Annotated in this window: 14 protein-coding genes and 9 pseudogenes; 12 read left to right on the top strand and 11 right to left on the bottom strand. The window is 68.7% G+C overall.

The window, feature by feature from the left end:
* Positions 1 to 2 precede the first annotated feature (2 nt).
* From Sri02f_RS00820 to Sri02f_RS00805, 3 genes and pseudogenes are all read right to left on the bottom strand, one after another.
* Positions 3 to 629: a DUF6000 family protein gene (locus tag Sri02f_RS00820; RefSeq protein ID WP_037652290.1), complete on the bottom strand. Its 627-nt coding sequence runs from the start codon at positions 627 to 629 to the stop codon at positions 3 to 5.
* 75 nt (positions 630 to 704) lie between these two features.
* The gene (locus Sri02f_RS41600) at positions 705 to 1343 is read right to left on the bottom strand and encodes a site-specific integrase (RefSeq protein ID WP_167467460.1); all 639 of its coding nucleotides are present in this window, start codon (positions 1341 to 1343) and stop codon (positions 705 to 707) included.
* Between the two features lie 895 nt (positions 1344 to 2238).
* Positions 2239 to 2523 (bottom strand): annotated as a pseudogene (locus Sri02f_RS00805) (zinc-binding dehydrogenase); the annotation flags it as partial.
* 50 nt (positions 2524 to 2573) lie between these two features.
* On the opposite strand from Sri02f_RS00805, the pseudogene Sri02f_RS00800 reads away from it, so the two are divergent.
* From Sri02f_RS00800 to Sri02f_RS00790, 3 genes and pseudogenes are all read left to right on the top strand, one after another.
* Positions 2574 to 2837, top strand: a pseudogene (locus Sri02f_RS00800) (transposase); the annotation flags it as partial.
* A gap of 122 nt (positions 2838 to 2959) precedes the next feature.
* Positions 2960 to 4263 (top strand): annotated as a pseudogene (locus tag Sri02f_RS00795) (IS256 family transposase).
* A gap of 326 nt (positions 4264 to 4589) precedes the next feature.
* Positions 4590 to 4928, top strand: coding sequence for a potassium channel family protein (locus Sri02f_RS00790; protein ID WP_108999118.1), 339 nt, complete (start codon positions 4590 to 4592; stop codon positions 4926 to 4928).
* A gap of 36 nt (positions 4929 to 4964) precedes the next feature.
* Here the strand turns inward: Sri02f_RS00790 and Sri02f_RS00785 are convergent, their stop codons facing one another.
* Positions 4965 to 6062 carry an FUSC family protein gene (locus Sri02f_RS00785; protein ID WP_108999117.1) on the bottom strand — a complete coding sequence of 366 codons (1098 nt, stop codon included), beginning with the start codon at positions 6060 to 6062 and terminating at the stop codon, positions 4965 to 4967.
* Between the two features lie 250 nt (positions 6063 to 6312).
* Here Sri02f_RS00785 and Sri02f_RS00780 point away from each other — a divergent pair.
* Positions 6313 to 6444, top strand: a pseudogene (locus Sri02f_RS00780) (transposase); the annotation flags it as partial.
* On the opposite strand, the pseudogene Sri02f_RS00775 reads toward Sri02f_RS00780, so the two are convergent.
* A pseudogene (locus Sri02f_RS00775) lies at positions 6444 to 7003 on the bottom strand (ISAzo13 family transposase); the annotation flags it as partial. The pseudogenes Sri02f_RS00780 and Sri02f_RS00775 sit on opposite strands and share 1 nt — an antisense overlap.
* Positions 7004 to 7012: 9 nt before the next feature.
* Here Sri02f_RS00775 and Sri02f_RS00770 point away from each other — a divergent pair.
* The gene (locus Sri02f_RS00770) at positions 7013 to 7597 is read left to right on the top strand and encodes a DinB family protein (protein ID WP_108999116.1); all 585 of its coding nucleotides are present in this window, start codon (positions 7013 to 7015) and stop codon (positions 7595 to 7597) included.
* 34 nt (positions 7598 to 7631) lie between these two features.
* Positions 7632 to 8462 carry an IS5 family transposase gene (locus Sri02f_RS00765; RefSeq protein ID WP_174855558.1) on the top strand — a complete coding sequence of 277 codons (831 nt, stop codon included), beginning with the start codon at positions 7632 to 7634 and terminating at the stop codon, positions 8460 to 8462.
* A 57-nt stretch (positions 8463 to 8519) separates the two neighbouring features.
* Here the strand turns inward: Sri02f_RS00765 and Sri02f_RS00760 are convergent, their stop codons facing one another.
* From Sri02f_RS00760 to Sri02f_RS00750, 3 genes are all read right to left on the bottom strand, one after another.
* Positions 8520 to 9284, bottom strand: coding sequence for an IS5 family transposase (locus Sri02f_RS00760; RefSeq protein WP_108999115.1), 765 nt, complete (start codon positions 9282 to 9284; stop codon positions 8520 to 8522).
* A 125-nt stretch (positions 9285 to 9409) separates the two neighbouring features.
* On the bottom strand, positions 9410 to 10312 hold the full coding sequence (locus Sri02f_RS00755) for an MBL fold metallo-hydrolase (RefSeq protein WP_108999114.1): 903 nt from the start codon (positions 10310 to 10312) through the stop codon (positions 9410 to 9412).
* 50 nt (positions 10313 to 10362) lie between these two features.
* Positions 10363 to 11646 carry an MFS transporter gene (locus Sri02f_RS00750; protein ID WP_108999113.1) on the bottom strand — a complete coding sequence of 428 codons (1284 nt, stop codon included), beginning with the start codon at positions 11644 to 11646 and terminating at the stop codon, positions 10363 to 10365.
* A gap of 128 nt (positions 11647 to 11774) precedes the next feature.
* Here Sri02f_RS00750 and Sri02f_RS00745 point away from each other — a divergent pair, with 128 nt between their 5' ends.
* The 5 genes and pseudogenes from Sri02f_RS00745 to Sri02f_RS42440 form a co-directional block, all read left to right on the top strand.
* Complete coding sequence (locus Sri02f_RS00745; RefSeq protein WP_108999112.1) at positions 11775 to 11984, top strand: hypothetical protein; 210 nt, start codon at positions 11775 to 11777, stop codon at positions 11982 to 11984.
* The gene (locus Sri02f_RS00740) at positions 11971 to 13362 is read left to right on the top strand and encodes an amidase (protein ID WP_108999111.1); all 1392 of its coding nucleotides are present in this window, start codon (positions 11971 to 11973) and stop codon (positions 13360 to 13362) included. The genes Sri02f_RS00745 and Sri02f_RS00740 overlap by 14 nt, the downstream gene beginning before the upstream one ends.
* 167 nt (positions 13363 to 13529) lie before the next feature.
* Positions 13530 to 14108: a TetR/AcrR family transcriptional regulator gene (locus Sri02f_RS00735; protein WP_108999110.1), complete on the top strand. Its 579-nt coding sequence runs from the start codon at positions 13530 to 13532 to the stop codon at positions 14106 to 14108.
* Between the two features lie 445 nt (positions 14109 to 14553).
* Entirely contained in the window at positions 14554 to 14823 is a 270-nt protein-coding gene (locus Sri02f_RS00730; protein ID WP_108999109.1) for a hypothetical protein, read from the top strand.
* Positions 14824 to 15289: 466 nt separating this feature from the next.
* Positions 15290 to 15406: pseudogene (locus Sri02f_RS42440) on the top strand (alpha/beta fold hydrolase); the annotation flags it as partial.
* Between the two features lie 187 nt (positions 15407 to 15593).
* Here the strand turns inward: Sri02f_RS42440 and tpg are convergent.
* Positions 15594 to 16130 (bottom strand): annotated as a pseudogene (tpg, locus tag Sri02f_RS00720) (telomere-protecting terminal protein Tpg); the annotation flags it as partial.
* 24 nt (positions 16131 to 16154) lie between these two features.
* Positions 16155 to 16588: pseudogene (locus tag Sri02f_RS00715) on the bottom strand (telomere-associated protein Tap); the annotation flags it as partial.
* A gap of 187 nt (positions 16589 to 16775) precedes the next feature.
* Here Sri02f_RS00715 and Sri02f_RS00710 point away from each other — a divergent pair.
* Entirely contained in the window at positions 16776 to 17156 is a 381-nt protein-coding gene (locus Sri02f_RS00710; protein WP_108999263.1) for a VOC family protein, read from the top strand.
* 265 nt (positions 17157 to 17421) lie between these two features.
* Here Sri02f_RS00710 and Sri02f_RS00700 read toward each other — a convergent pair.
* Positions 17422 to 17639 (bottom strand): annotated as a pseudogene (locus Sri02f_RS00700) (hypothetical protein); the annotation flags it as partial.

Here is a 17639-nt window from a genome sequence, read left to right as displayed (position 1 = left end):
GATCAGCTCCCGCAGGCCAGCGAGGCGAAGACCTCAGCGGTCTCGTCGACGAAAGCGCACAGTTGCTGCACGGCCTGCCGACAGTCATGCGGGTCGAGAGCCGCCACGGCCCGGACTTCGAGCCATCGGTCCCAGGGACCGGCCGGGGCAAGGAACCGTGTCGTGTACTCGGAGCCGAGAATCTCATCGAGGTACAGAAGCGTCCCAAGGACGACTGCCTGGTCGTAGTCGAGGTCGGGACGCGACAAGTAGTGATCAAGGTATGCGCTGAGCAGTTCGGCATCCGCTGCAGTACCGAACTTCGCAAGGGCGACGCAGTATGCCGCGCCCGCATACGGCCCCTCGCTGGCCAGCAGGAGCCGGCCTATGAGCTCGCGGAACTCGGACCTGTGGGCCACAGCAACCAGCCAGGCGGCAGTCTTGCGCTCGCGCCATCCACCCTCGAAGAGGACGCCGAGCTCCGCCGGAGTGATTTCGTACGCAGCCTGAGCCAGATCCCGCACAAACGCGGAGCGCTCGACCGGGCTCAACCGGAAAACGCTCCCGCCCAACCGAAGGTATCGCCGATCAGGCGTGACGAACCGCCGAACCAGATCCTGCAACTCGGGATCGCTCTGGACATCACGCATAGCCGCATCCTGGCCCGGGACGGTACTCATGTGCCACAGGTTTGCCGACTGCCTCAACGGACCGTAGTTACTGGTTCAGAGAAGCATGCGTGTTCGTGGATACAGGAGGTGCCGAAGGCGCGGGCGCAGATGCCGACGGAGAGCTTGCGTCGTTCGAAGTGGCCGAGGAAGACGTCCCATTCCTCGGATGTGGGGGTGCGGTTTCCTCGCTGGAGCGCAGGGCTCGGCGGCGGGTGATGAACGCGCGGTGGGCTTAGGTGGCTTCGGCCGGGTAGATCGCGTTGTAGCCCATGGTGGTGTTGATGTCGGGGTGTCCGGCGATGACTTGGGCGATGTGTGGGGGAGGCCGCTGCGGATGGCGTCGGTGATGAAGATGCGCCGGAAGTCGTGCGGGTCGAAGTCCAGGGGGCAGCCCTCGGCGTCGGTCAGGCCGGTGGCGCCGAGGACGTCGTTGAGGCATTTGCGGAGGAACTCGCCGTTCATGGCAGAGATCTCGCCGCTGCGGTCGTACTGGAACAGCAGCGGCATGGGCGGATTCCATACGCGTTCGTTGTAGTCATAGGCGGCGACCTGCGGGACGGCGCCGGTCCGCGGGTCCCGGACACGTCTGCTCCCGCAGGTGATGATGGTGCTCAGGACGTCGGCGAGTTCGGGGCTGACCAGCAGGACGCGCTCCTGGTCGGTCTTCGAGGGGGCGATCTGCAGCAGGGGCACGACCTCGCCCGTCGTGGGCAGTCGGTACTGGATCAGGCTGTGATGGCTGGTCCAGCATCTCCTCGATCCGGGCTCCGGTGTGCTGCAGGAATTCGACCATGGCCCATCGCCAGAAGGCCCGGCGCTCCCGCTGGGCCAGGTCCCGGCGTCGCCCGCAAACGTCGTAGACCCAGGTGGATCCTGGCCTTTTGGTGCGGGTGAAAGTCTCGCCGAGGACCTCGAACCGGCCGCCGACCGGAGCGATGTGGACGGCGTGCAGTCGGGTCTGGGCGTTGTCCAGAGTTCTTTGGCAGCGCGGACCACCGTCGGCAGGGCGGGCAGGCGTTGCCGGGTGCGCTGGTCCATGCGGGCCTTGACCCGCTGGCCGTGTTTCTTGACGTTGAGGTCGGCCTCCCTGATCGGGCAGGGCCGACCCACGGGCCCCAGCGGGCTGGCTCCTCCCCGGCCCATCGGGCGAGATCCAGGTAGAGGGCCCGGACCGCGATCAGCAGAGCGGAGCCGTCCAGGCGGGGGGACACGACCTCGTCGTAGGTGCCGTCGCTGCGGCGTCGCCGCACGGTCTTCGTCTGGGCCCGCTGCTTGCACTGCACCGCCACCTGCGCCGGCAGGTGCAGCGAGTGGATCCCAGGATGATGCGCTTCCAGGTCGGCCCAGAAGTGCAGGGCGAGGAACCGGGAGAGGTCGTCCAGCGTCGCGTAGTCCAGGCCGGGCCGCCGCTGGCACGGCACCGACCACTTCCAGCGGGACGCCGCCACCGGCGCCGACCTCACCGACGCCTCACAACCGTCAGGGACGGGACGGACCACTCCGGGGCGATGACCCTGGGCGTTTGGTGGCGAGCCCGGCCACGCAGCGGGAGGCCCTTGCTGCGCTTCTGTGGGGAAAGGACGCTCCGTCAGGGCAGGAGCAGGACCCGGCCGAGATTCGACCGCTCTTCCAGCAGGCGGTGCGCCTCAACCGCCTCGGTGAGCGGGAGCCGGGCATGGACCGCCGTGCGCAGACGTCCGGCCACCGAGTAGTCCGTGACCTCGGCGATGTCCTGCCTTGCTCGCTCCGGATCGGCCGCGCGCCAGGCCAGCAAGGAGAAGCCGGTCAGGGACTTCAGACGGAAGAGGCTGGTGAGCGGTACATCGTCGAACCCGCTGCTCGACACGCCGTACATCACCGTCCGGCCTAGTACTGCAACGGTGTCTGTCGTGACTGCTGGCCAGGTCGGTCGTTGGTGTGGTTATGGGTGGGGACCTTGCTGATGTCAGATGGTGGGCGGGTGAACTGACTGCTCTGCATGAGCGGTTCGTGTACCGCTTCAACAGGTCGGAGCCGCGGGAGTCGGCTCTGGCCTACATGCGGGGGCTGATTGCTCCGCTGGAGCGCAAGAACGGCTGGACGGTGGCCGAGGAGGCCGGTCACGACGGCCCGGACCGGATCCAGCGGATGCTGAACCGGATCGAGTGGGACGCGGACGAGGTCCTGGACGACGTCCGTGACTACGTGAGCAATGCTCAGGACTTGTGGATCGGCTTCGGGATAAAACGCGGAGGGCGTACCTTCCCGAACGATCCTGTGTTGGTCACCGAGTAGGCCCGCGTTGCAGCGCGGGTCGGGAAGGCACGCCCATGCTCAGCGTAGTCACCGATGAAGGCTCCAGACAGTCCGGCTCCCTGATCGACGAGATCGTCCGCGAAGGCGCCCGCCGGATGCTCGCCGCCGCCCTGGAGGCCGAAGTCAACCAGTACATAGCCGAGTTGGCCGCCGAGACCGATGAGCACGGGCACCGCTTGGTGGTCCGCAACGGCCACCACCGGCCCCGCACTGTCGTGACCGCGGCCGGACCCGTCCAGGTCGAGGCCCCGCGAGTGAACGACCGGCGCGTCGACGAGGCCTCTGGCGAGCGGCAGCGGTTCTCCTCGAGGATTCTGCCGCCGTGGTGCCGCAAGTCGCCCAAGGTGTCCGAGGTACTGCCCTTGCTCTACTTGCACGGCCTGTCGTCTGGGGACTTCGTGCCCGCGCTGGAGCAGTTCCTCGGCGGCACCGCCGGACTGTCGGCGGCGACCGTGACGCGGCTGACGAAGCAATGGCAGGACGACCATGCTGCCTTCCAGGATCGGGACCTGTCCCACCGGGACTACGTCTACGTGTGGGCCGACGGCGTGCACCCCAAGGTTCGCCTCGGCCAGGCCCACTCGTGCGTCCTGGTGGTGCTCGGGGTGCGGCTGGACGGCACCAAGGAACTGATCGCCCTGGCCGAGGGGCTGCGCGAGTCGACAGAGTCGTGGGCGGACCTGCTGCGCGACTGCCGACGCCGCGGCATGCGCGACCCCGAGCTGGTGGTCGGCGACGGCGCGATGGGCCTATGGAAGGCGCTGGCTGAGGTGTTCCCAGCCGCCCGGCATCAAAGATGTTGGGTTCACAAAGCCCGCAACGTCACCAACTGCCTGCCCAAGTCCGCCCAACCCGGGTCGACGAAGGCCGCGCAGGAGATCTACAACGCCGAGGACCGCACCCACGCGGAGAAGGCGATCGATGCGTTCGCGAAGACCTACGGCGCCAAGTGGCCCAAGGCCGTCGCGAAGATCACCGACGACCGGGAGGAACTGCTCGCGTTCTACGACTTCCCGGCCGAGCACTGGATCCACCTGCGGACCACGAACCCCATCGAGTCGACCTTCTCGACCGTCAAACTCCGCACCAAAGTCACCCGAGGCGCTGGCAGCCCAGCCGCCGCCCTCGCGATGGTGTTCAAGCTCGTCGAGTCCGCCCAAGCCCGCTGGCGCGCGATCACCGGCGCACACCTGGTCCCGCTGGTCCGAGCCGGCGCACGCTTCGAGAACGGCGTCCTGGTCGAACGCACTGAGGAGGTTGCGGCCTGAGTAGCACCGTTGAAGCTCGCAATCCTGGACCGCGTGTCGCTTCCACGTGATGTCGCTCCGGCTGGTCACCATTCCAGGTGATCGTGCCAGGAGGTGCATTGTGCGGGAGAAGGGCAAGCCCCCAGGCGAGTCGGGTGACGAGCGGGCAGAGTCGGCGCGGAGCGCCGTGTCGAGCGTGCGTTCAGGAGTGGAGGGGTGGCCCTCTTCTCGCAGGATCCTGTGGATCTTGCTGCGCGTGGTCGGCTCGGTGGCTGCGCTGGTGAGCGCGTAATACCTGATCCCCTTCGATCGCTCCTCGGCGGCGGCCGCCGTCACCAAGCTCCTCATCGGGCTCGCGGGATTCATCGCCTTGGTCGTCCTACAGGTTCGCTCGATCATGCGCTCCTCAGGGCCGGGTGTGCGGGCCGTCGAGGCGCTGGCCACCAGCGTGCCGTTCTTCCTGCTGCTGTTCGCGGCCACCTACGTCTCGATTGCCTCGGTGACACCCGGCAGCTTCGGCGGGCACCTTTCTCATACCGACGGGCTCTACTTCACCGTCACTGTGTTCTCTACCGTCGGATTCGGCGACATCACCGCCAAGACCGAGGGAGCGCGGCTGGTGGTCACCGCGCAGATGCTGGCCGACTTGATCATCCTTGGCCTGGCCGTCAAGGTCATCGTGGGCGCGGTCCGCCTCAGCCAACATCCTGCGGCCGGCCGGAAGAGCACGGATTAAGCAGACTGGAACCGTTGATGATGGGGGCGACAGCGGTCAGGTTCCCATTCGTTCCTGCTGTGACCTTGTCTGGGCGGTGCGCTTGGCGAGCAGGCCGGCGAGCAGCATGACGAGCACACCGATCCCCACACCGCAGAACGTCCACAGCACCCGGTAGCCCTCGGCGGCGTAGTCGGAGGGTTGCGGGAGGTCAATCAGGACGAGCGCCCCCGCCGCGATGGCCGCACAGTAGAGCGCGTAGTTCAAGAAGCGGATCCCCACCCCGTGCATGAACAACACGAGCGCGACCACTTCGAGTCCGCGCTCGACCGCGAACAGCCTCAGTCCGTGTTCACTGGTCGGGATCAGCAGCAGCAGCGCAGCCACGACGGCACCGATCAACGCTCCGGCAAGGCGCTGCGCGCTGACCAGCGTGGCCTGCTCCAGGCTCGGCTTCAGCGCGATCATGGTCGCGATCGGCAGCCAGACGCCGTGCGACAGGTTCAGTCCGAATGCCAGCGCGACGCTGCCGGCGATGGCCATGGCGCGGATCACCGCGAACATGACCTTCGGGAGGGTCAGCTTCTGGCGCGAAGTGTCGCCAGGGAGTTCCGCGATCGGCTGGGGCCGGTCCTCGCGCCCGCGGATCAGCCACCCGATGAACGTCACCACGATCCACAACACCGACCCCCCGGACCACGCAAGAACCTGACCCCAGGTGTAGCTGGTGATGCGGGCATGTTGCTGGAAGCTGAACGCGAGCGACAGGGCGAGGATGAACCAGACATTGAGAAGCAGGGCGGTCACGAACCTGCGAACCCCGAAAGCGACTGCCAGCCCCGCCACCAGGGTGACTGCGAAGGCGGCCAGCACCAACCAACCCCAAGCCTCTCCGCCGATGCCGAACCCCAGCGCCGTCAGCCCTGCGCCGATCAGCGCAAATACGGCGACGTGTGACGCACGGTGCCCGAAGCCCCCGCCCGGGTCGTCCAGCCAGGCAAACAGCAGGCCGAACAACGCGCTGAGCAGGTACTCCTCATGCCCGATCGCCCAGAAAACGACCAGTGGCACCAGCGCGATGTCCAGGAAGAACACCGCTCGCGGCCAATTCACGCCCTCGGGGTGGAGCTGAAACACCTTCGACACCCAGCCCATGATCTTCCCCGCGTGAACGGGCTGTCCTTCTGGTCCGCTCATCCTGGCCATGGCCGCCTTCGCCCGCCCTAATCACCGGATATGCTGCCTCAGACTCGCATTGTCCGATTTCGCCGAGACCGCCGCGAAGCGACGCGCGGGCCCCGGTCGAAGCCCGTGCGTCCATCAGTCGTACGGCTCAGCCTCACCGAGCACGTGGCGCCCCGACGCTCCAAAAGAACCCCGAGCCAAGACTTCACCCACAACTCTTGACGATTGCTCTGACTACGTCGTGGAACACCTCGGCGACCGAGACGCGGTGCTGATCGTCGACGACACCGGCTTCCTGAAGAAGGGCCTGCGGTCGGCCGGGGTGCAAAGGCAGTACTCCGGAACCGCCGGGGCCCGTATTTCAATAACTGTCAGCGACGGGTTCCTGCGAGGGTAGTTCGGGCGTGTAGCTGTTCCAATGTGCGGGCGGGCGATCCTGGTATCGGCGTGACGAGGATCCGGTGCAGGTCCAGGAGCCGTTTTGCGTCCTGGTACTGGATGGACAGGTTGGTGCGGTTGACGTCCAGTAGTTGGGCCAGGAACGTCATGGTCACCGCTCTGCGGCGGCGGAGGAGGGCTGCCAGCAGTCGGTGGGTGTGGTCCACGCTGCTGGTCTGTGGGTGCCGGTAGCTGCGCGGGCGGTGGAAGCGTCGCTGGAATGCTGCCTCGGCCAAGGCATCCCAGAAAGGCTCCGAGACCGCCACCAGATGCTCGAAGTCGGTTCGCGACATGCCGGTCAGGGCCGGGTCGGTGAGCATCGCGGTCAGGGCCGGGTCGGCCTGGTGTGTCGTTGCCGGCGCGTCTGGCGCTCGCGGTGGAACGGGAGACAGCGTGTAGTTCCAGTCACCGTGGAAGGTTTTGGGTGTGATCGGAAGGGCGCGGAACTCGGCGGGTGTGACGCTGATGCCGAGGCATGCTGCATGATCGATGAATTCGCGAAGAACAGCCTGCACGAGAGACTGCGGCGGGACCGCAAGGCGCTGCTCTGGAAACTCGACGGCCTGTCCGAGTACGACGCCCGCCGACCTTTGACAGTGACCGGGACCAACCTCCTCGGCCTGGTCAAACACGTGGCCAGCGTCGAGGCCAGGTACTTCGGCGAGGTCTTCGACCGGCCGTCCCCGGAACCGCTGCCCCGGTGGCAGGACCACGACGGCAGCGATCTGTGGGCGGCTGAGGACGAGGCGCGCGATCAGATCATCGAGTCCTACCGGCGCACGTGGGAACACTCAGACGCGACGATCGACGAGCTTGCCCTCGATGCCCCCGGCCACGTGCCGTGGTGGCCGGAGCCTTACTCCAACACGAACCTGTTCGCCATCCTGGTCCACGTCCTCGGCGAGACCAACCGGCATACCGGGCACGCCGATATCCTGCGTGAAGGCGTCGACGGCCGAACCGGGATGCGCCCCGAACACGAGATGCAGATCGATGAGGACGCCCGCACCGCCTACTGCGCGAAGATCGAGAAGGCCGCCAGATCGGCCGCATCAGTCAAGGCATAGAAGGCTGTCCCACGTAACTTGATGTTCGAGCGGCATGTTGCCGGCCGTGAGTGCTGATCTGTCGAAGCGTCTGGTTCCTGATGAACTCTGGGAGCTGGTCACCCCGTTACTGCCGTTGTTCGCGGCTCGACCGCAAGGTGGCGGGACCGCTCCACGTGACGAGCGGGCCGTGTTCACCGCAGTGGTGTACGTGCTGACCAGCGGCTGTGCCTGGCGGCATCTGCCGCCGACGTTCGGCACATCCTCCGCCACCGCGCATCGCCGCTTCACGGTATGGACCGAGGTCGGCCTGTGGCGTCGGCTGCATCGGGCGGTGCTGGACGAACTCAGGGTCCGGGGCGAGGTGGACTGGACCTCGGCGATCGTCGACGCGGCCTCCGTTCGCGCCAAGAAGGGGGGATCGCTGACGGGGCCGAACCCGGTCGATCGCGGCAAGAAGGGCAGCAAGCTGCACGTGCTGTCCGATGCCCAGGGCATCCCCCTCGCCGTCGCCGTGTCAGGTGCGAACATGCACGACAGTTTCGCCTTCAAGCCGCTCATCCTCGGCATCCCCGCCGTCCGGTCCCGCCGGGGACCACGGCGGCACCGGCCCGTCAAACTCCGTGCGGACAAGGCGTACTTCTCCGCCGAACACCTCAGCTGGCTGCGCGAGCGTGGGCTCGTCGCGCGCATCGCGCGACCAGGCGTCGAGTCCGGCGAACGCCTTGGTCGGCACCGCTGGAAGATCGAGCGGTCGATCGCTTGGCTCTTCGGCTACCGCCGCCTGACCATCCGATACGAACGAAAGGGCTCGCACTTCCTCGCCTTCCTCGGCCTGGCCGCTGCCCTGACCTGCTACAAGAAGCTCGCGAAACTTGCCACGTGAGACGCCCTCTTAACCAGTACCCACGAAGTTTGGTAGGACAGTGAGCCTTTTCCAACCTCAGTTCGAGCCGGTGAGGTGGAGGGTGAGGACTGCCTGGACGAGGTGGGTGATGCGGGTGGTCGAGCAGCGGAGTTTGCGCAGGAGGCGCCAGGTCTTGAGGGTGGCGATGGCGGGTTCGACGAGGGCCCGGATCTTCGCGTGGGATCGATTGACGGCCTGCTGACCTGTGGAGAGCGTCTCCCAGCGACCCCAGCAGGGGGTGCGGACCGTGCCTCCGGCGCCTCGGTAGCCCTTGTCGGCCCAGCGCTTGATGCCGGCATCGGCGAGGGTGTCGATGATGCCGTGCTCGCGGGCGGCGCGGACGTCGTGGATGGCGCCGGGCAGGGCTGGTGAGGCCCAGAGCAGTCGGCCTGCCGGGTCGGCCAGGACCTGCACGTTCATGCCGTGCTTCTTGTGTTTGCCGGAGTAGAAGGGCCGGTCCGCGGCGATCCGGTCTGTCGGCAGCAGCGTCCCGTCCAGGAGCACGAACGCCTTCGTCGATGCGCTCTGTACAACCTCGGCAAGGCTCGGTGCGAGAGCGGCCAGGACGTCCACGGCCTCGGTGATGTAGCGGTAGGCGGTCGTGGTCCCGATGCCGAACCCGGCCGCGAGCTGGGCGTACGGATGCCCGTTGCGCAGGTGGGCGAGTGTGAGCAGGGCCTGCCGGCCGGCGCTCAGCCGGCGCCACCGGCTGCCGATCGCGCGGCGGCGTTCCCGGAGGCGGGCAGTGAGGAAACGAAGGTGCGGGCTGGACAGGTCCAGCCCGGACGGGTAGACAAGCACGTGAAGCCTCTGGCGGAACGGGTGATCTTGGTCGTGAACCCGTCTACCAGGGGCTTCACTCGTCTGTCACCCCAACTACCGTACCGAATCTGCAGGTTGGAAAAGGCTCAGTGTGGCAACGGCAATCAGGAAGCGGGGACGGGATCCAGTCGGTAGGCGTCCCCGTGGGCGACCACGCGGCCGGCGGTGGGCGGTGTGAAGTGGGTGCCGAGGAGGAGGGTGTCCGTGCCGGCGAGGGAGCCGAGCAGCTCGCGGCGGGTGGCCTCGGACTGCCGCGGGTCGATGTCGACGCAGGCGCCGATGACGGGGTGGGCGAGCTGGACGGGGTGGTGGACGCAGTCGCCGGAGATCAGCGCCGTCTCCTTCTGGCTGGTCAGTTTCACCGCGACGTGGCCGGGGGTGTGGCCGGGTGTCGGGATCAAGCGCAGGCCGGGGGAGATCTCGGCCCCCTTGTGCGGGACGTCGACCGTGCTCAGCAGACCCGCCTGTTCGACCGGGATTACGGAGTCGCGGAACATCTGTTCGCGTGCCTCCTCCATGTCGTACGTGGCCCAGAACTCCCGTTCGGCGCGGGAGGTGAGGTAGCGGGCGTTGGGGAAGGTGGGGACCCATTCGCCGTTCACCTGCCGTGTGTTCCAGCCGACGTGATCGGCGTGCAGGTGGGTGAGGATCACCAGGTCGACGGAGTCCGGGGGGAAACCGGCGGCGGTGAGGTGCTCCAGAAAGTCGGTCCGCAGGTTGTGCCAGGCCGGGTTGGCCCGCTCCTTGCCATTGCCGATGCCGGTGTCGACGAGAACGCGCAGCCCGTTCACGACGAACGCGAAGCTGTGGCTGTCGATGTGCAGAATCCCGTCCTGGCCGGCGAAGTGGGGGAGCAGCCAGTCCTGGGCGGTCACCATCTCAGGGGTGGCGTCGGGCAGCAGCCAGGGTCCGGTCGCGGGCGGCAGGGCGACTTCGTCGATGCGGTGGACGGTGACGCCGCCCACGGTCCAGGAGGGGATGGGGGTGGTGGCGGGGGAGGTGTGCATTGTGTGTCGTTTCCCTTGATCTCTTCAGCGGAAGCGGTTGGTTGTTCGCTTCAGCGGAAGCGGTCGGCTTCGGGGCGGGCCGCTACGCGTCGTGACGCGGTGAGTGTCGCCAGGGCCGCCAGGGCCGCCAGGGCGAGGAGAGCGGCGATGATGGCGTAGGCGTGTGAGGTGGTTCCCAGCCCGTAGTGCTGGGTGGCGGCGCCCGCGGCGACGGCGGGCAGGCTCATGGCGAGGTAGCTGAGGATGTAGTAGGCGGCCAGTGTCGCGGCGCGGTCCCGCTCGTCGAGCGAGGCGAGGAGCATACGCAGCGCCCCCTGGGAAACGGCGCCGAAGGCGATGCCGGCCAGCACCGCGCCGCCGTAGACGGCGGGCAGCCCGGCGCTGTGCAGACCGCTCAGGGTCAGGGCCGCGGCGGGCAGGACGGACAGGCAGCCGCCGATCGCCATGGCGCGGGGCGGCGTGCGCCGCAGCGCCCATACGGTGAGCGCGGCAGTGGCACTGAGGGTGAAGAAGACCATGCCACGGGCTGCTTGCGGGGCGTCGGGGGCCACCAGGCCTACGAGGGCCGGGCCGAGGGAGGAGTAGAAGCCGCCCAGCGCCCAGACGGTGCCCACAGCGGCGCCCGCGGCCAGCAGGGTGCGGCGGACCGGGGGCGGGACGCCGGCCCGCGGGCGCAGCGACCGCAGCGCTCCCACGCGGCGGTGGGCCGTCTCCGTGGTGAAGGTGGCCGCGATCGCCTGGGCGAGGAACAACGCCGCCAGCAGTACGAAGACGGTGGGGGCGGGGGCGAAACGGACGAGCAGGGTGGAGACGAGCACGCCGGTGGCTATGCAGGCGACCGGGGTGACGCTGTTGGCCAGGGCGGATCGGCCCGGGCGCCGGGGGTTCTCCAGGTCGAGGAGTGCCGCGCCCGCGGCGCTGGTGGCCGCGCCGGTGGCCGCTCCTTGCAGGACCCGGGCGATGGTCAGGGAGCCCGCGCCGTCCGCTGAGGCCAGGAGGACCATGGAGGCGGCCGCCATGAGCAAAGCGCCTGCCAGGACGGGGCGTTGCCCCAGGTGGTCGGAGAGCGCTCCGGTGGTGAGCAGGGCCAGCAACAGGGCCAGGGCGTACGCGCTGAAGACCACGGTGACGGCGAGCGCGGAGAGGCCCCACTGGTCCTGGTAGAGAGGGTAGAGCGGGGTCGGAGCGCTGGACGCGGCCAGGAGGGCCGCGAGTATCGACACGTCGAGGGCGAAGGAAGCCGTGCGCCTCCTCGTACGGGTGCGGGTGGCCTGATGAGCGATGTGCGCGGGTGCGTCGGACGCCGAGGGTGCGTCGCAGATGACGCCGGGCATGGGACTCCTTCCGTAAATGCAATGTATTTGCTTTAACTCGACCGTAGGGCCTACAGTCGAGTTAAAGCAAACCGTTAGCTTTTGCTACGGGGTGCTTCGTCGCCACGCCCCTGATCAGGAGAAAGCCTGTGTCCTCCGCTGAACTCACGCCGCCCGAGGCCGCCCGCTGGACCGCCCGTGCCGGACTTCCGCTACCCGATGACCGCCACGCCGCGGTCGCCGCCACCGCCGGCCACATCCACTCCGTCGTCTCGGTCCTGCGTGAGCTGGACTTCGGGGACACCCCGCCCGCCGGCGCCTACCGTGCCGGAAAGGAGAAGCGCGATGCAGCCGTATGAGCTGACCCTCGCCGACGCCGCGCAGCAGATCCGGGCCCGCCGGCTGTCCCCCGTCGAGCTGGTGGACTCGGTCCTCGAACGCATCGACCAGGTGGACCCGCACGTCGGGGCGTACGTCGCGGTCACCGCTGAGCAGGCCCGCGGCGCGGCGCGGGAGGCCGAGCAGGAAGCGGCCCGCGGCATGTTCCGGGGGCCGCTGCACGGCGTCCCGGCCGGGCTCAAGGACCTGATCGACGTCGCCGGCTCGCCCACCAGCGCCAGTTCCCGGGTCCGGGCCGGCCACCGCGCCGGCGCCGACAGCACGGTCGCCGCCCGGCTGCGGGCCGCAGGCTCCGTCCTGGTCGGCAAGACCCACACCCACGAGTTCGCCTACGGCCTGACCACCCCGCAGACCGGCAACGCCTGGGACCGCGGCCGGGTCGCGGGAGGCTCCAGCGGCGGGTCCGCCGTCGCGGTGGCGGCCGGGGCGGCGACCTTCGCCCTAGGCACCGACACCGGCGGGTCGATCCGGGTTCCCGCCGCGCTGAACGGGGTCGTCGGCCTCAAGCCGACCTACGGGCTGGTGCCGCGCCACGGCGTCACGTCACTGTCCTGGTCGCTGGACCACGTCGGCCCGGTCACCCGCACCGTCGAGGACGCGGCCCTGGTCCTGAACGTCCTCGCCGGGCACGACCCGCGTGACCCCGCCTCGCTGGACACCTCCGCCGTCGACCATCGGCCGGAACGGGAGCCGGACCTGGCGGGCGTGCGCGTCGGGGTACCGCGCAACTACTACTTCGACCATGTCGACGCGGAGGTGGAGACCGCCGTCCGCCGGGGCATCGCGCAGCTGGAGACGCTCGGCGTCCATCTCGTCGAGATCGACATCCCGATGACCCGGTACATCCACGCCACGCAGTGGGGGCTGATGGTTCCGGAGGCCACCGCCTACCACGAGGGCACGCTGCGCACGGTCCCCGAGCTGTACCAGGCGGACGTCCGCATCCTCCTGGAGGCCGGTGAGCTGATGGGCGCGGGCGACTATCTGCGTGCCCAGCGCTCCCGGACGCTGATGCAGGAGGAATGGGCTCGCGTTCTGGAGAAGGTCGACGTGATCGCCGCCCCGACGGTCCCGATGACCGCGGTGAAGGCCGGCCAGGAGAGCGTCACCTGGTCCGACGGCTCGACCGAGGCTGTCTCCGACGCCTACGTGCGTCTTTCCTCCCCGGCCAACATCACCGGAGTGCCCGCTCTGTCCGTCCCGGTGGGCCACGACACGGCGGGCATGCCGATCGGCATGCAGCTGCTCGGGCGGCCCTTCGGCGAGCGGCAACTGCTGCGGGTGGGCCACGCGTACGAGCGGACGCAGTCCGCCCGGTCGCTAGCGCCGGCCGCCTGAGAGCGGCGTGCGGGCCGGACGGTTCCGGACCGGCCCATATGCTGTTCGGCTCCGGTCGGGATCAGGACCGGATGCCCGCAGCGAGGAGACCGGCGAGGGAGGCCTGGCGCGGCCGTCGAACCGACACACTCCACCTAAACGCAATAACCGTGCTTTAAGGTGGAGTCATGAGTCGTAAGCCGATGGTGCGCCCCGGTGGGCGCAGTGCACGGGTCCAGGCTTCGGTGCACACCGCCGTCCGCGACATCCTGTCGGAGCGGGGCCGCGACGCGGTGACCGTCCCGCTGGTCGCCCAGCGCGCCGGAGTCACCCCCTCGACGATCTACCGCCGCTGGGGCGACCTTCAGGAGCTGCTGTCGGACGTCGCGGTGGAGCGCCTGAGGCCCGACACCGCGCCGGAGGACCACGGCGACCTGCTGTCCGACCTGACGGCCTGGGCCGAACAGTTCCTCGACGAGATGTCGTCCCCCTCCGGCCGCGCCTACATCCGTGACGCTCTGCTCGGCGACCCGGACGGCAGCAACGCCGGTCGGTGCTCGGCCTACGCGGCCGAACAGATCGACGTCGTCCTCGCCCGCGCGATCGGCCGCGAGGAGAACACTCCCGACGTCGAGACGGCGATGGACCGCGTGGTCGCCCCCATGATGTACCGCATCCTCTTCCGCCCGGCCGGACTCGACGCCGCGTACGCCCGTCGGCTCGTGACCGAACTCCTCGACGCGGGCGAAGAACACCCCCTCCCATGATCCAGATGCCTCGCGGCCCGCGCAGGAGGAACCGCCCAGATTCACCGTTGCTCATGCCCGCGGGCTATCGCAGCTCGGGCGAGGCGAGGGCCTTCGGCTTGTGGCGTGGTCCGTGGAGATCACCGAGCTGGTCGGTATACGGCGCCGCGGCGGCCACGACCTTCTTGCCAAGGCGGGTGAGCTGCTTGGGGTGTTTGACTCCGCAGGGGAAAGGAGCTCGCCGTCCAGGTCCTGTTCCAGCTTGTGGATCTGCAGGGTCACCGTGCCCGGATCGAGGCCCGCGTCGCGGGCGAACGTCGTCAGGGTGGGATAGCGGACTGCTTCCAGGAAGCGGCGCAGACGGCACTGTCCGCCTTTGGTTCCTGCCGCCGGCCGCAGCAGAGGGGGCAGGCGAACCAGCCTTGCTGCCGCGGCGGCGGGTGTACGTGGCCTCCGCCGAGGCCTGGTGGTCTTCGTCATCGAGGCCGTTCTCTTCCTGGTCTGGGCGCTGGCCGGCGACGACGAGGACAGTGCGCCAGGCTCGTTCCGCACGATCGTGACCCTTGCCTGGGCGGTCGCCATGGCAACGGCATATCTGCTGTATGCCTTGCTGCAGGCCAGCACCAAGTCCGCTGACGGCCAGGACGTCTCTGTCCCTCTCCACCAGTTCTTCATCGCGCTCGCCATTGGCACCGCAATCGCGCTCATAGGCCGCTTTCTCCCACGGAGGCACTGATGCACTCTCAGCACGACGACAAGCGAACGGTCTGGTACCGGTCGCAGTACAGCGGTTGGATGCTCGCTGTCGGCGTAGTTCTCGCCATCGCCCTCGTCACGGTGGCCGCATTCGTCGACGAGTACCGGACTGTCAGTCTCATCCTTCTGACCGCAGCAGCCGCCTTCCTCGTCACCGGCGGCATCAAGGTGACCGTGTCCGCAAACGGCGTCACGGTGGCCTCAGCCCTTGCACCCTTTCTTCGACGCAAGATCACGGTGGACCGGATCGCACGCGCCGAGGCTCGCTGGACCCGGCCCATGGAAGTGGGGGGCTGGGGCTACCGATGGAAGCCTGGCATGCGGGCGGTCTCCCTCAGGGAAGGCGACGCTCTCTGGCTCGAACTGACCCGCGGGACACGCTTCGTCGTCACCGTCGACGACGCCGAGACAGCAGCGGACCTGGTCAACCACTACCTGCCGCCGCTCTTGCTGCTCTGTCCGCCTCCCACCTCCTGGACGGCTGCGGCCACTGGGTCCAGCAGGAACGCCCGGACGAGGTCAACAGCCTGCTGACCGACTGGCTCGCTACCGTCCAGGGCTGAACCAGGCGGGCTACCTGGGCAGCTTGGCGGTGCGTTCCGGGAGGTCCGCGCCGAGGTAGCGCATGGCGGTCTGCTCGGTGATGCCGAACAGCCGCACCACTACGCCGGTGACGACAAGCGTGCCTGTGTGACAACTACCGTGCGTCGGCTCAACAAGCAGGTGCTGGGCCTGCGAGCCGGCGCCGGGTCAGTAGTCGATGTCGAGGTAGTCGATGTCGTTGGGGGTGATGTCGGTGAGTGCGGTGGCGCGGTTTCCGCTGTTCTGGAAGTACACGTCTTTGAAGCCTTCGGCGATGATCTGGCGCAGCTGCTGGTCGCCGGCTCCGGCGTCGCGGGCGTTGAAGGAGGCGTTGGGCGTAGGCCGCGGGCAGACGGACGGTGAGGCGGCGGAAGCGTGCGTCGTCGGTGGTGCCGATGGGTGCGGTGTAGCCGAACCGGGCCCGGGTCTCCCCGTGATCCCGGTCGTGACGGCCTGCTTGCGCCGGCGTTTGCGGATCTGGGGCTGCCAGCGCCGCCGCACGGCGTCGTCGATCTTCGCGGTGGTGTTCTTCGGGGGGTGCTTGCGCTCGTCTTTGCGGTAGCGCTCCGCTGACCGCTGGCTGACCCCGAGCTCCGCCGCGACGGCTTTGGTCGTCTTGAGCTGCTTGATCAGGAAGTTGATGCGGGCCTGGAGGGTCTTGGGCGGCTGGCGGGTGAAGCTCTCCCGGTCCGCGCGTTCGATGGCGTCGTCGATCTCCCCCATGGCCTCCTCGCCTTCGTCGAGGACGGCGTCGCCGCCCTTGATGTGGCGGGCGGGGTCGTAGCCCTGTTCCATCAGGTCGACTGCCCACAGCATGGACTGGACGCCCTCCGGCTTCGCCGGTCCCGGCGTGGGCCCGAGGCGGGAACCCGCCCGGCTGCGGCTTGCCGGAATGCCGCGTACGGGAGGAAGTCCAGCGGGCTCTCCCCTGGTGAGGGGTAGACGGCGCAGTCGGAGAGTACGGCGGGTGGGTACAGGCCCGTCATCGTGGCCATGTTGCGCAGTTTGCGGTGAATGTTGACCCGGGCCTTGGAGATGACGGCGGCGCGGATGTCGGGCCGCCAGGTGGGGCGCTGGAGGGCCGGCCATTGCTCGCCCTCCTTGTACTTCTTGCCCTGCGGGCGCTCGCGGAGTTTGTCGATGCCGCCCTTGTCGGTGGCCTTGCTGGGGCGACGAGGCCGGAGCCGGGGCCGTCTGCTCGTCGGGTGCGGGTGGCGCCTGCCACCGCTGGGCCGCGTCGGAGGGCTGCCTCAGCTCGGCGATCTCCTCGTTGAGTCGCTCCTTCTCCGCCTCGGCCTGGTCCGCTGATGCGCCCCGGGGGCTTGCCGGGCAGCCCTTATGGTGGCGTTCATGCACCGATCGCGCATGTACGCCCTCATCATCGACGCCCCCGACGAGGAAGCTTCGGCGGCGGCCGGGTTCTGGTCGGCCGCGCTGGGAGTGTCGGCGCGTCCCGATGCGGCAGAGCCCCAGTTCATGAGGTTGGTCGATGCGGTGGACGGGCTGGCGACGGTGGTTCAGGCGGTTGACGGTCCGCCGCGGATGCACATCGACGTCGAAACCGACGACGTGGGCGCCGAGGTCGAGCGCCTTGTAGGGCTCGGCGCCACGGAGGTGTCCTGTTGGCTCCAGTGCCACGTCCTGAGGGCGCCGGGCGGGCACCTGGTGTGTGTGATCCCCGTGCACAGCGATCCGGGTCTCTTCGCGGCGACCGCGCGGACGTGGGACTGACGCCACGGCCGGCGTGATGCCGCGTGTGGTGGCGGTCTGCTTCTGCCGGCGTTTGCGCACCTGGGGCTGCCAGCGGGCGGGCACGGCGTCGTCGGTGTTCGCGGCGACGTCGGGGCGGGCGTGTTCGCGGGTGGCGGTTGGCGGAGCGGGCGGTGGCCTGGGGTGGGGGGTTGTGGCGGAGGTTTGGGCTGGGGTCGGTGGGCGGGTGTGTGGTCCCGGCTGGTGGGCTGCGGGGCCGGGGGTGGTCGGTGGTGGTCGGGGGTGGTCAGGGTGTGGTGAGGGCGATGGTGGCGGTGAAGGCGGGGGTGTTGTTCTGTATGGCCTGGACGTGGACGAGGCGGTGGGTGTTGCTGTGGTCTTGGGTGGGTGTGCTGTGGATCCAGCAGGGGGTGTCGAGTTCGATGTAGTGGTGGAAGTGGGCGTCGAGGCTGGTGGGGAGGTTGGGGGTGGGGTTGGTGGTGGGGGTGGGGTGGGTGGTGTGGG

This window comes from Streptomyces rishiriensis, assembly GCF_003112535.1.
In the GTDB taxonomy this organism is placed as follows: domain Bacteria; phylum Actinomycetota; class Actinomycetes; order Streptomycetales; family Streptomycetaceae; genus Streptomyces; species Streptomyces rishiriensis.
The sequence above is the reverse complement of the archived record's forward strand: the minus strand, read 5'-3'. Positions and strand labels throughout refer to the sequence as shown.

What these genes read in the sequence shown, in the direction of transcription:
- Sri02f_RS00820 (WP_037652290.1), bottom strand. Translation starts at nt 629, where the DNA reads ATGCGTGATGTCCAGAGCGATCCCGAGTTGCAGGATCTGGTTCGGCGG.
- Sri02f_RS00790 (WP_108999118.1), top strand. Translation starts at nt 4,590, where the DNA reads ATGCGCTCCTCAGGGCCGGGTGTGCGGGCCGTCGAGGCGCTGGCCACC.
- Sri02f_RS00785 (WP_108999117.1), bottom strand. Translation starts at nt 6,062, where the DNA reads ATGGGCTGGGTGTCGAAGGTGTTTCAGCTCCACCCCGAGGGCGTGAAT.
- Sri02f_RS00770 (WP_108999116.1), top strand. Translation starts at nt 7,013, where the DNA reads ATGATCGATGAATTCGCGAAGAACAGCCTGCACGAGAGACTGCGGCGG.
- Sri02f_RS00765 (WP_174855558.1), top strand. Translation starts at nt 7,632, where the DNA reads ATGTTGCCGGCCGTGAGTGCTGATCTGTCGAAGCGTCTGGTTCCTGAT.
- Sri02f_RS00755 (WP_108999114.1), bottom strand. Translation starts at nt 10,312, where the DNA reads ATGCACACCTCCCCCGCCACCACCCCCATCCCCTCCTGGACCGTGGGC.
- Sri02f_RS00750 (WP_108999113.1), bottom strand. Translation starts at nt 11,646, where the DNA reads ATGCCCGGCGTCATCTGCGACGCACCCTCGGCGTCCGACGCACCCGCG.
- Sri02f_RS00740 (WP_108999111.1), top strand. Translation starts at nt 11,971, where the DNA reads ATGCAGCCGTATGAGCTGACCCTCGCCGACGCCGCGCAGCAGATCCGG.
- Sri02f_RS00735 (WP_108999110.1), top strand. Translation starts at nt 13,530, where the DNA reads ATGAGTCGTAAGCCGATGGTGCGCCCCGGTGGGCGCAGTGCACGGGTC.
- Sri02f_RS00710 (WP_108999263.1), top strand. Translation starts at nt 16,776, where the DNA reads ATGCACCGATCGCGCATGTACGCCCTCATCATCGACGCCCCCGACGAG.